Annotated in this window: 14 protein-coding genes; 7 read left to right on the forward strand and 7 right to left on the reverse strand. The window is 36.5% G+C overall.

Features of this window, described 5'->3' with window-relative positions:
- Position 1: 1 nt before the first annotated feature.
- The 7 genes from BN986_RS16975 to BN986_RS17005 all read right to left on the reverse strand — a co-directional run bounded on the left by BN986_RS16975 (position 2) and on the right by BN986_RS17005 (position 8067).
- Positions 2-1195: a M20 metallopeptidase family protein gene (locus BN986_RS16975; RefSeq protein WP_244445032.1), complete on the reverse strand. Its 1194-nt coding sequence runs from the start codon at positions 1193-1195 to the stop codon at positions 2-4.
- A gap of 186 nt (positions 1196-1381) precedes the next feature.
- On the reverse strand, positions 1382-2398 hold the full coding sequence (locus BN986_RS16980) for a Gfo/Idh/MocA family protein (RefSeq protein WP_040982396.1): 1017 nt from the start codon (positions 2396-2398) through the stop codon (positions 1382-1384).
- A gap of 39 nt (positions 2399-2437) precedes the next feature.
- The gene (locus BN986_RS16985) at positions 2438-3814 is read right to left on the reverse strand and encodes a PTS galactitol transporter subunit IIC (protein ID WP_040982398.1); all 1377 of its coding nucleotides are present in this window, start codon (positions 3812-3814) and stop codon (positions 2438-2440) included.
- Between the two features lie 91 nt (positions 3815-3905).
- Positions 3906-4178: a PTS sugar transporter subunit IIB gene (locus BN986_RS16990; RefSeq protein WP_040982400.1), complete on the reverse strand. Its 273-nt coding sequence runs from the start codon at positions 4176-4178 to the stop codon at positions 3906-3908.
- Positions 4179-4238: 60 nt separating this feature from the next.
- Positions 4239-4673 carry a PTS sugar transporter subunit IIA gene (locus BN986_RS16995; RefSeq protein ID WP_040982402.1) on the reverse strand — a complete coding sequence of 145 codons (435 nt, stop codon included), beginning with the start codon at positions 4671-4673 and terminating at the stop codon, positions 4239-4241.
- A 26-nt stretch (positions 4674-4699) separates the two neighbouring features.
- Positions 4700-6808 carry a BglG family transcription antiterminator gene (locus BN986_RS17000; RefSeq protein WP_187378573.1) on the reverse strand — a complete coding sequence of 703 codons (2109 nt, stop codon included), beginning with the start codon at positions 6806-6808 and terminating at the stop codon, positions 4700-4702.
- Positions 6809-6996: 188 nt separating this feature from the next.
- The gene (locus tag BN986_RS17005) at positions 6997-8067 is read right to left on the reverse strand and encodes a C45 family autoproteolytic acyltransferase/hydrolase (RefSeq protein ID WP_040982911.1); all 1071 of its coding nucleotides are present in this window, start codon (positions 8065-8067) and stop codon (positions 6997-6999) included.
- Positions 8068-8454: 387 nt separating this feature from the next.
- Between BN986_RS17005 and BN986_RS17015 the strand changes: the two genes are divergently transcribed.
- The 7 genes from BN986_RS17015 to BN986_RS17045 all read left to right on the forward strand — a co-directional run bounded on the left by BN986_RS17015 (position 8455) and on the right by BN986_RS17045 (position 14849).
- Positions 8455-9867 (forward strand): alpha-helical endospore appendage domain-containing protein, encoded by a 1413-nt coding sequence (locus BN986_RS17015; protein WP_040982407.1) that lies wholly within the window; start codon positions 8455-8457, stop codon positions 9865-9867.
- 472 nt (positions 9868-10339) lie between these two features.
- A complete protein-coding gene (locus BN986_RS17020; protein ID WP_040982409.1) occupies positions 10340-10639 on the forward strand; it encodes an alpha-helical endospore appendage domain-containing protein in 300 nt (99 codons plus the stop codon).
- 167 nt (positions 10640-10806) lie between these two features.
- Positions 10807-11232 carry an alpha-helical endospore appendage domain-containing protein gene (locus BN986_RS17025; RefSeq protein WP_040982410.1) on the forward strand — a complete coding sequence of 142 codons (426 nt, stop codon included), beginning with the start codon at positions 10807-10809 and terminating at the stop codon, positions 11230-11232.
- Positions 11233-11247: 15 nt separating this feature from the next.
- Positions 11248-11742, forward strand: a complete 495-nt coding sequence (locus tag BN986_RS17030) for a hypothetical protein (protein ID WP_040982413.1) — start codon at positions 11248-11250, stop codon at positions 11740-11742.
- Positions 11743-11773: 31 nt separating this feature from the next.
- Positions 11774-12799, forward strand: a complete 1026-nt coding sequence (locus tag BN986_RS17035; RefSeq protein WP_244445033.1) for a glycosyltransferase — start codon at positions 11774-11776, stop codon at positions 12797-12799.
- Between the two features lie 10 nt (positions 12800-12809).
- A complete protein-coding gene (locus BN986_RS17040) occupies positions 12810-13898 on the forward strand; it encodes a polysaccharide pyruvyl transferase family protein (RefSeq protein ID WP_040982415.1) in 1089 nt (362 codons plus the stop codon).
- A gap of 15 nt (positions 13899-13913) precedes the next feature.
- Positions 13914-14849, forward strand: coding sequence for a glycosyltransferase family protein (locus tag BN986_RS17045; RefSeq protein WP_040982417.1), 936 nt, complete (start codon positions 13914-13916; stop codon positions 14847-14849).
- Positions 14850-15038: the final 189 nt, after the last annotated feature.

Raw genomic sequence — 15038 nt, forward strand, 5'->3', positions numbered from 1 at the left:
TTTATAACAAATAATGATTAATAATTGTTGCAAATGCTTTTTCAATATTTACTAACGCTCGTTCATCAATATCAAATCGGGGGTGATGATGAGGAAAGTGAGTTGCTTCATCATCATTTTTAGAACCTACACGAAAATAAGTTCCTGGTTTTGCTTCTAAAAAGTATGAGAAATCCTCTGCCCCCATTGTTGGTGCAAATTCCACAACATTCTCATCTTCAAAGGTCTCTTTAAATAGATCTCTTGCTACGTCTGTTTCAGCTTTATGATTAAATAACGCAGGGTATCCTCTTAAATAATCCAATTCATAGGTCGCATGAAAAGCACTTGTAATCCCTTCAATAATAGATCGAATATCTTTTTCTACTTTATCCCGGACTGCCGGATCAAAAGTACGGACTGTCCCCTCTATTCTTGCAGTATCTGGAATTACATTAAATGCATTTCCTGCCTGAAAAACGCCAATCGTAACGACAGCAGACTGAAGTGGATCAATTTGACGACTTACAATTTTTTGTAGTGCCTCAACAACACTTGTACCGATTACAAGCGAATCTGTTGTTTGATGTGGTCTGGCTCCATGACCGCCATTTCCTTTCAAATGAATTGCAAATTTATCAACAGCAGCCATTTGATAGCCTTCCCCTACACCAACTTTTCCAATTGGAATGTCAGATGCAAGATGTGCACCAAATACATAATCTACGTCTTCAAGGATACCATCTTCAATCATATATTTCGCTCCGCCAGGCGGGGTTTCTTCAGCGGGCTGAAATACGAAAACGATACTTCCTTTCAAATTATCCTTATACTGGCTTACTACTTTTGCCACGCCTAATAAAGCGGCCGTATGTCCATCATGGCCACAAGCATGCATTACTCCCGGTTTCGTTGATTTGTAAGGGGTTTCTTTCTCATCCTCAATCGGTAAAGCATCGAAATCTGCTCTTAAAGCAATCTTCTTGCCCGGTTGCTTTCCCTCTACAACACTTATTAAGCCATGTCCGCCAATATTTCTTTGGACATCCAAACCAAAGCTTTTTAATTTTTCTTCTATGTAATTCGCTGTTTTTTCTTCTTGAAATGATAACTCTGGATACTGATGCATATATCTTCTCCAGCTTTTTACTTCCTCGAAAGATTGTTCAAGTTTTTCAAAAATAAAATCGACTACCTTTTCTTTTGTATCGCCCACTCGCAAACCCTCCATAATAATTATTTTGATTTTAATTAGTTAACTAGGTTCTCGAAATTCCATATTAGTTTAAACATATTAATCCGAGTTGTCAACTAAAGTTTAAGAATGATATATAAATAGGGGCTATGCCTTAATAGACATTCCCCCTTAAAATGGTAGATCACATTTATTCACAGTAATTAATTATTTTTCTAATTTTATAATTTTTTTAGTGATAACTGATTCGTGAATCGCATTGGCAATTTTTGTAGCTTGAAGCCCATCATATACATTTGCTCTAAAATCCGTATTTTCTATTATATTTCGAACGAAATCCTGTATTGGCTCTATACCAAATCCCCAGGGTACTTCTTCATCAAAATTCATAAATAAATAATTGGGAATACTAGCTTTTTCACTTGTATATTGCTCCAAACCTCTATAGGATTCATTTTTAAAATATTTATTATCCGTTACAATGACTAATTGACCATCATTTGATTTAGGGAATGTATTGGGCAATACCCAAGCATTTTCTACCGTCCAATTGCTGCCATCTGTCATCGTAAGAATCGCCTGCATAGAATCATACGTATCAATTCCTTGATTAGCTAATACTCCTTTATTTCCTGTAGCATAAACCGTTTCCACTTCGCTTCCGGTTAAATAACGAATTAAATCATAACAATGAACTCCTAAAAACCATGCCGGTGAAGACTTGTCCGCCCAGTTCAACCATTTAGTTGGAACATCAATAATATCGTCTAGTGACATGTACCCCCGAATCAGATTCGCATCTCCACTTTTTAGTTCTTTCTTTATCGCATTATAAGCTGGGTCCCACCGTTTATGGAAATCAACACAAATTCGCACATTTTTTTCTTCGGCAAGTTGAACGATTTGATAACTTTCATCCAATGTAGTTGCTAAAGGTTTTTCGATAAAAAGATATTTAATTCCGTGATTCATCGCATCCATTGCTGTATCAAAATGATAGGGATCTGATGTTGCAATACTCACAGCATCTAATTGTTCATTTTGTAGCATACTGTCAACACTTGAGTATCCTTTAATTCCATATTTATCTTCAGCTTGTTGTTTTCTTCTTTCATTTAATTCACATACAACAACGTTTTCAACATTTTTATCTGAAGTATATATATTTAAATGGTAATTTCCATATATTCCAGCTCCAACTACCCCAATGCTGACTTTTTTCATTTCATCTATCTCCTTTCACACATTTATCAATCTATAGATTTAAATGCCGTTACTTTTTGAGTATCTTTTTTCTAAATACTTGCCTCCAATGAGTGCAAGTGCTATTACAGCAAGTAAGAACACTGCGCCAAGTATTGGTACTTCAGCTAATTTGACTGGAAGCCAAATAAAGAAGTTTCCTAAGGCCATGGTTGTTGCGGTTTGCCCTTCTTGAACGAACGTTAATCCTGCATTCTCTCCTAATTGCGTAAATAACGGGGCTGCCCAACTTGAAAGCCATAATACAATAGGAATAAAGATTAAACTTGAAATAATGGTTCTAATTCTGTTTCCTTTATGAACGATCGTTGCAAAACAAACATAAAAAGCTGCAAAAGGTACTTCTCCAAGCGGAAGAGTCGTATTTCCTGGTAAAATAGCTGCAACAAACATAAATACTGGAATCATCAACATACCAACACTAATGGTTACCGAATGTCCAATTGTAACTGCTGAATCTAAACCAATATATAATTCACGATCTTTAAATTTTTCAGCAAAAAACTTCTTTGCTTGGTTTGAGATAGGAATTAAACCTTCAACAATCATTTTTACCATTGTCGGGAATAACACCATTATTGCAGCAGTACTTACGGTAACATTTAAAATATCACTAACTCCGTAACCAGCAACAATTCCAAAGAACAATCCTAATATAAGGCCAAGATAAATTTTATCCCCAAGAACCGCTCCAATCATTTTTGAAATACCATTTGAATTTCGTGAAGCATCATTATCTTCTGAACCTTTTTTGTCTTTTAAAATTGGTATATAATCATAAATCTTATCTAGAATCATAAATAAAGGTGCACTTGCTGCAGCAAATCCATGAGGAATTGTAATCCCTCCAATACCAATAACATCTTGTGTGCGCTTTGCCATAATATCTCCAATTTTCAAACCCAAAATAGCATGCGTTAGCCCTGCTAAAATTGCTAAGAAGAAGTTGCCTGTTAGAATTTGTACAAAACCGGCAGTAATCGCAAAGTACCAAAAGTTATATACATCTACATTAATCGTATTTGTTAATTTTGTAGCAACTAGTATGATATTCACTGCTACTACAACTACTATTAATACTGCGCCTACAGAAGATCCAAATCCTACTGCTGCAGCTGGGCCTCCTCCAACATCAATAGAGGTCAAATTTAACCCTAATCTTTCCACCATCGAATTTATCACTGGAGAAAGTACATCAGCAGTTAATGTACTTACTATCTGTACCCCAATCAAACCAATTCCTACAGTTATACCTGCCTTTAATGCTTTCCCAAAACGCAGACCAAAAATTAAAGCAATTGTCATCATAATTAACGGTACAAAAACCTGGCTACCTAGATTAATTACATATTGTATAATATTGAGTAATACTTCCAATACGTATACCTCCTCCAACATACTTTCACTGCTTCCCGCTAAACATCAAATAAAGTTATTTCCGGTTATCGTTCGTTAGTTGATTTTCTTTTTATTGTTTTAATATAGCTAGTATTTCTTCTTCCACTTGCTCCTCGTTAATTCCTGTAAGGAACGCACTACCTTGAACTACTGGTGTTTTGAAATTTTCGTTTGTTTTCATCGTTGTAATAAATAGATCCGCGTTATCGTCATAACCAGCTAGTTCATTAAATGTTGTTTGAACAACTTCGCAAGGAATCCCTTCCACTAATTCTTCTACCTTGCCTTTTACCATTGAAGATGTTGCTATACCTGCTCCACATGCAATAACAATTTTTTTCATTTTTATTCCTCCATTATTTCGTTTATTTGATGAAACTTCTTTCTATCTATCAAACGACGATTAAAAATGATCTAGTGAATCCTTATTTTTGATTTCCGTCATTAATTGCTGATTTTGGATTACTTCCATTAACTGACGCAACACATCTAAATGCGTTTCACTGCTTTTAAATCCAAGTATAAAAAGGATATCAACCATTACTATTTCTGTTGGCTCATCCATTCTATGCATTGGTATCGGGCTCTTTAAGGTAACAACAGCAATAAAATTTTTTCTCACATATTCTACGCCACCGTGAGGGATAGCAACTGCATCCTGTTTTAACTTTAAACCAGTAGGATATTTATCCTCGCGAAGAATTAATGCTTCTTGAAAGCCTTTATCTACATAATTTTTGTCTGTCAATGTTTTCATTACGATGGTTAAAACATCATCAAAGTTGTTACATTCCAGATTATTAAATACAAGATCATGGTGCAGATATTCTTTTAACAACGATGTCATCCTTTCTTTCCCAGTAATTATGTTTCCGAATAAAGATTTAAAATGTCGATGATTTGTTCTTTTTTATGTGCATCTATTATTTGCTGAACACTATTTTTATCTTTAATTAGCTCAGTTAATTGTCCAAGTGCTCTTAAATGTTGCTTATTATCCCAAGATGCTAAAACAACAAACACATAAATTGAAAATCCAAATAAATCCACAGGTTCCTGTAAATGCAGTACACTTATTCCCGTTTTGTTAACACCACCTGCTGAATTAGCATGGGGCAATGCTAGATGTTTAGAAAGGACGACATAGGGACCGTAATGATTGATATGTTGAATCATTTTATTTACATAGCTTTTATTAATCGATTGATCTTTAATTAATGGTTTTGCTGCGACTTCAACAGCTTCCTTCCAGTCTTTTACTGCGTGTTGAAAATGAATTCTTCTTGAAGGAATCAAGTCACTTAAAGAAGGTTTTCTCTCGCTTTCAATCGTCAAAGGTACTTGTAAATACTTTTTGAATTCCTCTCTCAAGCCGTCTTGATCATGGATATCTGCATAGCGCTTCACAATTTCCATAACAGCATCCACTGAATGCGTAGTTCCAGGTTTATATTCGTTAGCTAATCGGTTGATTTTCTTTAGCAATAATTCCTTATCTTTATTATCTAAAATAGGGTTAACTACTAAGACAGGAACTTTATTTTCTTCAAGTGGTACGGTAGATACAATAAAATCAACTGATTTAACAAATTGCTGATAGTCTCTTAAAGACTTCGTTGCAACAATATCCACTTCGGTTAATAATCCTTCCAGCTGAGATTCCAATATTTTTGAAGTACCTATTCCACTTGTACAAACAATTAAAATACGTAAACGGTTTTGATTAAGGACAATCCCTTCACGTCTTAACCAACCTCCAAAGTGCATCGCAATAAAAGCAATTTCATTCTCTTCAACCTTTTTTTGAATAAATTTTTCAAAGTGATGAATCACTTTTTCTGTTAAATGATAAATTTCAGGATAATTTTTCTTAACTGATGTATGCAGTTTTGTTTCAATTTTTATGTTGTACTTGGAGCGGTAATAAGCTGGTTTCAAATGAACCAATAAGTTCTGAATCATTTTCTTCTTTTCTGTAAATTCAATAGCAGCATATAATTGAAATTCAGCTATCATCACTTCAATAACTTCTTCTAATTGATTTAATTCCTTTCTTTCATTATAAGAAGGAGCTTCATAATTCACTTTGGCACTTAATAAATATCTGGAAAGAAAATAGATTTCTGTTTTTGGAATATGAAATTGATATTGTTTCCTTAGTTCCTGGCATAGTTGTGTTACTCCATTAAATGCTTCTGTTGAGCTGATTACATTTTCTTCAACTGGATCAATATCTACATACTTTGCTTTCTCCATTCTTTTTGTGAATAAATAAATCCATATTACTAACTCTACAAAAATGTCATCAGTAAATTCTAAATACTGGCTAGTCTCATATGCATGCAAGCTCTGTTTAATTTGCTGCATTCGACTTAAATCAAATAATTGGTATGCTTGTACTTTATTTCTTCCCCCTTCCTCTTCTTTATTGGATTCGTTAACGATGCTATGCCACCCATTTAACGGAATAATAAAAGGGAGATAATAAAAAAATGCATTTCTGACTTGTGCTTCTTCTCCAATAGGGATATATCCTTCATATCGTTCGGATATAATTTCAATTTGAAGCGTTTTCAATTCCTGCTTTAACTTTTTTACATCTTCAAGAATTGTATTTCTACTCACTTCAAAGAGATTTTGATAGTCTTCTAGATACATAGGCTGATCATATGTTGTCATATAAAGATAAATCCATGCCCTTCTTTCATTTGGAGAATACGCATAGTATGGATAATCAGAAGCACTTATTTCCAACTTTAGTTGCTCTTTAAGAGAGCTATCTAAAAATAAACCTTTTTCACGAATCTGCCCAATTTCTTTATATCCGTTACCTTTCAACCAATCATTTGTCTTACTTAAATCGTTATAGATTGTCCGACTAGACACGTTAAAACTATCTGCCAGCTCATCTACAGCCACGTATTCATTCGAATAGATTAATTGATTCAGCAATGCTAAAATCCTTTGATTCAACACATAACACCACCTAAAAACATAATAAAATGATTTGTATTATGTTCTATTTGCATTATAAGTAAAATAAAAAATGAAAATAAGACCAAATTCTTTCCAAAGCTATTTGCAAAGTTGTACCAGTATAAAACGAAACAAAAAAAGATACCTAAGTAACTTTATAAAAGTTTCCGGTATCTTTAAAAAAATTATTTTTTCATTTTATACCAATCCGCCTTTTCCATATGAACAAACGGAATATCTGTATCAATCATTCCAGTAACCTCGGAAACAGGAAAATCCTTTCCCTTCAACCAGGAAGCAAAATCAAATTTCACAGGCTGCTGATCACCGCCAAGCGCAAGCCATGCTTCTAATTTCGATGGAAAATACGCGGAAGTATGTATGGTTCCTGCCCACTGTCCGTATAGTTTAGAAAAAACACCATTCTCTGTTCCGTTTAACAGCTGAAAAGCTTCTTCTCCGCAAAGAGAATGAGGTGAGTTACTTTCCATAATTTCCAGACGCCTTATCGAATCCTTCAGATAATGACGATTTTCTTTCTTCAATAGTTGAAAATGATTCGTACACGCTTCTCCAGTTCTTACCTCTACATTTCTAGGTGAGGCCTCAACAATTGTCGACTCCGAATGCTCTTTATCAAACAATACATAGCTGAATGACCCCCGGTGCGGGATTTGTTTTAATAACGCAACAGCTTCTTCTATATTGGCACATGTTTCCAAAATAATTCTGCCAATCATATGACAGACAAAACCATCTTTTGGCCGTTTACGATGCATAAAGGTATATCCCATGGCCAACCCATGTTCATTCATACCGTCACATCTACCCGTTACTTTCTGGGTAACACCTATCACCGCATATCCTATATCCGTTGGCTGAAACACCGAATAAAAACCGTCATAGGTTTTAGGATGATAATCATAATTACGGATCAAATAGCCTTCTCCCGTTAAAATCGAGCATCCTGATCGGTTCAATTTAACCCGAAACCCTCCAAATTCAAGTAAAACTCTCTCCATGGACCACTCGAGTGCTTCTGCAAAACCTGTTAACTCCTCCCATATTGCCGGCGCTATTTCTTGAAAAATCCTTTTTGTTTCATGAATATCAATAGAAAACAAAGGTGTTCTTACCTTCCATTGATTTTCACGATTCTTTAATAAGATATGATTTTTAACTAAAGAACCTTGATGATAGCCAAATTCATAATGAGTTCCTCGAAATTGAATAATACTTGTTGCTATTTTTTTCAAACGAATTCCCCCCTCTTGCACTTTAATCATTCATCAACCTCCGCCTTTATAAAGCTCTTTATGTACAAAGCATACACAAAGGAGGAAATAATCCTACTTCCTTTATCATACCAGAATGTTCCTGTTCGGTTAAAATACTTCGTTTCTAATATATGGAGCTGATAATACTTCTGTATACTTTCTTCAAAAATGCGCCGTTCGCCCTTATACATATCTTTTTTCTGTTACAAATTACCAACCCATTTTACATGGTTATATAAATAATAGGAATGTGTCTACACCGACTTTTCACCAGAGAATATATTGGTTAAGAACACTGCATTTGAAGATATTTTTTCATAAATGTTTCTGTTTAAGATATCTATTCTTAATGAAAGGAGAATCATAATGTCCCAACCAAATATCCCAAACTTTACGCCTAATATTACTTTAACAAGGGATGATGCAATCAATTTACTATTAGCTTCTATTGCTATGGAAGAATTAGGGCTTTCACATATTATTAATGCGGAGGGCGAAAAAATACAATATGCTTTAGGTACCCTTCCTGGTCTGACAACACCTGCAACATTACCTGAAATATTGGAAGTAAATGAAGCAGTTCAAGATATGCTTGCGACAGCGATGAAAAAAGAATTACTATTGGATAATAAACTAAAACAAGTAACCAGCATTATTCCAGATGGGGATTTAGGACCTACTGGGCCGACAGGGCCTACGGGTGCCACAGGACCTGCTGGACCGCCGGGACCTACGGGTGCTACAGGACCTGCTGGCGATATCGGAGCTACCGGACCGATTGGACCTACAGGCGCCACGGGACCTGCTGGCGATATCGGCGCTACCGGACCGATTGGACCTACGGGCGCTACGGGGCCTGCTGGCGATGTCGGAGTCACTGGACCGATTGGACCTACAGGCGCCACGGGACCTGCTGGCGATGTCGGAGCCACTGGTCCGACAGGGCCTACGGGCGCCACAGGACCTGCTGGCGATATCGGAGCCACAGGACCGATTGGACCTACAGGCGCCACGGGGCCTGCTGGCGATATCGGAGCTACCGGACCGATTGGACCTACAGGCGCCACGGGACCTGCCGGCGATATCGGCGCTACTGGACCGATTGGACCTACGGGTGCTACAGGACCTGCTGGCGATATCGGAGCCACAGGACCGATTGGACCTACAGGCGCCACGGGACCTGCTGGCGATATCGGCGCTACTGGACCGATTGGACCTACAGGCGCCACGGGACCTGCCGGCGATGCTGGAGCTACTGGTCCGACAGGGCCTACGGGCGCCACAGGACCTGCATTTGCAGAAAACGGATTTTCTGCATTTCAAGGAACAATGACTGTAACTGAATCAGAACAATTAATTAGCTGGTCTACACTACCACCTTACTATCCAAACCCTAACTTTAATGCATTAGATGGAATATTTACCGTCCCTGAAACAGGCCGTTATTCCATTAACGCAACCATAAACTATCAAACAACTGCCGCACTTACTGTTTCCCTTGGAGGGGGAGTAAACCCAGCTTTTGCGGTTCAACGGATTACACCAGACCCTACACCATTAGTAACTGGGCTATTTCCTGTATTGAACGTAAACGTTGCCCTAATTCTCACCTTGAGAGCTGTATTAGGAAACGGAACCGTAACATTGGCCGGAGAAGTCGAACTAAACGCCGGAGATCAAATTGGGCTATTCTATATAGCTGACGGTTTAACCATAGGCTTAAACCTGGGCGGTACTGACCAGCAAGGTATCGTTTGGTCAATCAATCAAATTGCCTAATCCCACTAATCTGGAGTGCACACGCACTCCAGATTTTTTATTACATAACATGTGTAAAACAAAAAAGCTTCAAATCATTGAAAAAATCATTTATCATCCTCTGAAAATATAAACTTCTACACTTGTCTTTCACACTTTTATTTATCACGGAGAACCGCCCGTAAAACTCCCACCTCAAAATAAAGAGCGAAAATAAATTTATGGCGGGAGATAACAGGCGCTAACTCCCTGAATCACTTAGGCTAATTCAGTGGGAAAATGAAGGAAGCAGACTAAGTTCACAACGTCCTGGGACTGGTGCTGCGGTTACTCATCCCATCGTAAAGAGTTGTGCGTCGAAAAACTCCCACTGAATGAAGTTTCGTTTTATTACCAAATAGACCATTACCCATTTATGGAACGGCCTAATTGAGGAAATCATACGATGGATGTAGAGCAATAGATAAATGTCTAAAAAGGAGGAGGAACCCATTTGTCGCAAGCGAATATCCCAAATATCACACCTGAAATTTCCATCGATCGGGAGGATGTCATTAATTTATTATTAGCTTCCATTGCATTAGAAGAACTTGGCCTGGCACACATCATCAATGCAGAAGGGGAAAAAATTCAATACGCCTTGGGCACTTTAAACACTTCCCCTGGATCGATTTTGGAAATAGATGATTTGATTAATATCAATGAAAGTGTCCAATCGACATTAGAAACGGTATTAAAAAAAGAACTGTTATTGCAAACAAAACTTAAAAATGTATTGGATATCATTGAATAAATGATTTTATTTTTGCAAAGAAAGTTGTAAAGACCGTTTACAGCTGATTTGTTAGAAAGAATACTCATTATTCCCTTTAGTAAAAAGTAAAAATCCGTACAGGGATCACAACTTATGTTACGAGTCCCTGTTCGTTTAGATAAATAAACTTAACAGGAGGAAGTCCTATGTCCATGCCAAACATACCAAATATCACACCTATCGTCTCACTAAACCGCTGTGAAACGATTGATTTATTATTATCTTCCATCGCTTTAGAAGAAATAGGTTTATCGCATATTTTGAATGCAGAAGGAGAAAAGCTTCAAGCATTCTTAAAGGATCCGCACCATTGTTTAAAGGATTATTTAAAAATGAATGACAGTGTTAATAAAACGTTACGTACCATTGTTAAATCGCAGATGCTGCTTCAATTCAAATTAGAAGATGTTACTGCCTTGGATGAGTCATGTGAATGTAAATGCAAAGAAAAAAAGCCGAAGCCCAAACATCAAGGCTGTAAAAACAATTTCTATGAAGAATTAGGTTATCATCCTTCAACCGATTGTGACTGCAAGTATTGCAGAGAAAACAGACCTTGCTCCGAGGAATAAAAGAGGAGGCTAAAAATGATAAACGATGATTCCACAATGGAAGAAAAATGGAGCGAATGCGAATTACACTATATAACGTATACACATATTTTTTTATATTTTCTCACCGATTATTTTTATGAATATTTTTTTTATGATAAAAGTGTATCCGTTGCAGAGGAGGAACAAATGGAGAAAAAACTTCTGATTTCTCTGTCTTCCCTTGAAAAGCTTCATTATCATTTTTTTCAACAAAAAGAATTGCTGGAAGAACTTGATTATTATTCCAATGAATCCGCGCTTGAGCATGAAGACAGTTCAAGGGAGTATTTTAAAGAAGATATCCGGGAGCAGATTCTTGAATTAAAAAGACAAATTCAACAGCATCCTTTTTCTCTGGATACGTATAAAAAGCACTGTTTAGAAAATTTAAATCTGTTATTAAGCTATTACCCCAAAGTTACAATTATTAATAATGCGTTTCCTCATGCCCCTTGGCTGTCCCGTCAAGTAAGTGAAGAAAATCTTTAAGAATTAACTTAATACATCAGGAGGAAATCAAGTGGAATCAAGACCAACGATTACCTTATGTATGATTGTCAAAAACGAAGAAACTTTTCTTGAAAAATGTTTAACCAGTGTGCAGGGTTTTGCAGATGAAATTATTATGGTTGACACAGGTTCTACCGATAACTCCATCAATATTGCACATACATTTCAAGTAAAAGTTTATCATTATGAATGGGAACATCATTTTGCAAAAGCAAGAAATGAAGGGATAAAGAAAGCCCAAAATGAATGGATATTATGGTTGGATGCAGATGAATGTTTAGATATACAGGATCCGGAAACATTTAAGAAAAGATTAAATCAAATAGAAGCGAATATCCTTTTCCTGCCAATAACAAATTTTACAGGTGATCATTTAGAATCGGAGGATCTTACATCCTATATCCATTACCAGCCCCGGCTATTTCGTAATCATCAAGGTATTCAGTTTATCCATCGTATTCATGAAACATTAGACACGGACCCAGAGAAAATGACAACGGATATACTAGACCTGCCTATCCTTCATTACGGTTATATTCATGAGATTACTAAAAAGAGAGATAAATCCGCTCGCAATAAACAAATTCTGAAATTAGAAGCTGCAAAAGAAACCCATAGTCCATGGATCGAGTATCATCTTGCCAGTGAATACTATCGTGACAAAGCATACAACCAGGCGTTTGAATATATCAATCAATCGATTTACAAATTTTTGTTAGAAGGACAAAAACCGCCTTCGATACTTTACAAACTGAAGTATGACATATTAATTCAAACCAATAGCATTGATCAGGCATTACCAGGTATTGAGAAAGCACTTCTCCTGTATCCAGATTACGTCGATTTACATTTTTATAAAGGTCTTATTCTATTTCAACAAGCTGATTACCAAGCTGCAAAAAGATGTTTTGAAAAATGTCTAGAGCTGGGTGAAGTTCATCCAAACTATTTAATTTTAAAAGGCGTCGGGAGTTTTCGGGCAGCACATTATAAGAGCATGTGCATGGAGAAATTAAACACCTCAGACGAGAACTAGGAGGCAGAAAATGAAACGTGTTTTGTATATTGGTTGGATTGGCTACAATAATTTAGGCGATGAATTAATGTTTGAATGTTTTAAAGAACAGTTTTATCAGCTTGGCGATGACTATGAGCTTGATCTGGTAAATAACGAAAAGCGTTACCTTGATAATGCTCCGCTTCAGGCTTATGATTTAATTGTGCTTGGCGGCGGTTCTATTTTAAGCGGAGCCGGTCATCCGATTCAGCCTTATATTATTGAAGCTTTATATCAAGCCTTGCAATTAAATAAAAAAATAATGATTTGGGGATCAGGTATCGATTGGGTACCTAAATCTTATGTATCAAATAATCTAAACATCCAATTTCTTACAAATACATCAAAGCTATTCCAGGAAAAGTTAAATACAGTCTTCCATGAAAGCGTTTGGAGCGGTGTCAGAGGTCCGCTGACAAAACAACTCCTTGAACAGGCCGGTGTTAAAAAAGATGTTATCATCAGCGGAGATCCAGCATTTTTACTTCCAAATAAAACGGATAAAAACTTATTTCCAGCCTTGTTTAGTCCGAATGATAAAGTAATTGGAGTAAATTGGGGTACTTCCTTCCATAATATTTACGGTAGAAATGAAATCACTTTGGAGAACCAGTTTGCAGAAGCTTTAAATCAATTGATTGCTGATGGCTATAAAATTTACTTTTATATCATGTGGCATGCTGATTTAGAGCATACCAAACGCTTAGCTGCTAAATTAAACGATACAACTGCTTGGCAAATAAATGATACCGTTTATTCTGCAGAATCTGTCATATCTTTAATGACACATTTTAATTTTACGATTAATTTTAAATTACATGCAAATTACCTGTCCCTTGCTGCCGGTGTTCCTTTTATTGCTTTAGGCTACCGCTTCAAAATATTTGATTTTGTCCGCTCTGTTCATTTAGAGGATATGGCTATCGCAACAGATGATGTAAATCTCGTATCTCAAATTACCTCTCTGGAGAAAAAAATAGTAAACAATCGTTCCGAAATCGTTGAAACAATGGATAAGCAACAGAAGAATTATCGTTTAAAGCTGATAGAACCATTTGAACAAGGCTTATACATTTAAGAGGATGCGGTGATAATGAAAAAATTAAAACTATTATTTATGACGCGCGATGATCAATCATACACTGTTCCTGCTTCGTATTATTTTATCCAGGAACTTCAACAAATAACGGATTTATATGTATCTCATCAATCCGGAAATATCAGGGAGATTGTTGATTCTATCCCTTTTGAACCGGATTTTATCTATTTTAATGATTATCTTGATAATGGCTCTCCTGTCATTACAGGCCTAAAAGATTTAAATATCCCTTTTGCAGTCGGCTTCCACGACTTGCACTTTCGAAAACCTTTAAGAAAAGCAATGATTGAAAAAGAAAATATTCAGCATGTGTTCACTTTTTACCGCGATAAGTTTAAACAATGGTATCCGGAATTCGCCTCTCGTATGCACTGGCTCCCTCATCATGCGCATGACGCTATCTATCAGGATTATCAATTGGTAAAAGATAAAAACATTCTATTAACAGGCTCCGTACTAGAAGATTTTTATCCTCTGCGTGCAACGATGCAAATGCGGCTGAAAAATAGACCTGATTTTGTCCACTTGCCTCACCCTGGTTACCGAAGGATTAAAGAAGATGAAAAAAATGTCTTTGTCGGGAAAGATTATGCCAAAGAGCTGAATCGTTCGAAAATTGTTTTAACCTGTGACTCTGTTTTTAAGTACCCCTTAATGAAATATTTCGAGATCACCGCTTGCAATGCTTTGCTGCTAGCCAGTTATTCAAAAGAATTAGGTGATTTAGGCTTTATCCCCGGTGTGAATTTTGTTGCCATCGATGAGCTCTGTTTTGAAGAAAAGATTGATTATTACCTGAACCATGAAGAAGAAAGGAAACAAATCGCCCGTAACGGTATGGAGTTGACAAGAGAACGGCATACAACTAAAATACGTGCCCGGCAATTTTTAACGGAAATAGTAGCTATTGTAAAGCAATCATCCCTCTGATAACTATCAAAATATGATCTTCAAGGATAAATACGAGGAGCAAAAGAACTCTCAAATTTATCCGATATCACCAGCTTGCAGACAAGTCCTCTCTCTCTTCATCCGCTCCCTGCTTATTTCTACATATTTCCTTCCAAAACAAGATAAGCATACATTCCCTTATTTCAATGAAACATACATTGTTAAAGC

The organism is Oceanobacillus jeddahensis (assembly GCF_000750635.1).
Taxonomy (GTDB): Bacteria; Bacillota; Bacilli; order Bacillales; family Amphibacillaceae; genus Oceanobacillus; species Oceanobacillus jeddahense.

What these genes read in the sequence shown, in the direction of transcription:
- BN986_RS17030 (WP_040982413.1), top strand. Translation starts at nt 11,248, where the DNA reads ATGATAAACGATGATTCCACAATGGAAGAAAAATGGAGCGAATGCGAA.
- BN986_RS17040 (WP_040982415.1), top strand. Translation starts at nt 12,810, where the DNA reads ATGAAACGTGTTTTGTATATTGGTTGGATTGGCTACAATAATTTAGGC.
- BN986_RS17015 (WP_040982407.1), top strand. Translation starts at nt 8,455, where the DNA reads ATGTCCCAACCAAATATCCCAAACTTTACGCCTAATATTACTTTAACA.
- BN986_RS17045 (WP_040982417.1), top strand. Translation starts at nt 13,914, where the DNA reads ATGAAAAAATTAAAACTATTATTTATGACGCGCGATGATCAATCATAC.
- BN986_RS17025 (WP_040982410.1), top strand. Translation starts at nt 10,807, where the DNA reads ATGTCCATGCCAAACATACCAAATATCACACCTATCGTCTCACTAAAC.
- BN986_RS16990 (WP_040982400.1), bottom strand. Translation starts at nt 4,178, where the DNA reads ATGAAAAAAATTGTTATTGCATGTGGAGCAGGTATAGCAACATCTTCA.
- BN986_RS16980 (WP_040982396.1), bottom strand. Translation starts at nt 2,398, where the DNA reads ATGAAAAAAGTCAGCATTGGGGTAGTTGGAGCTGGAATATATGGAAAT.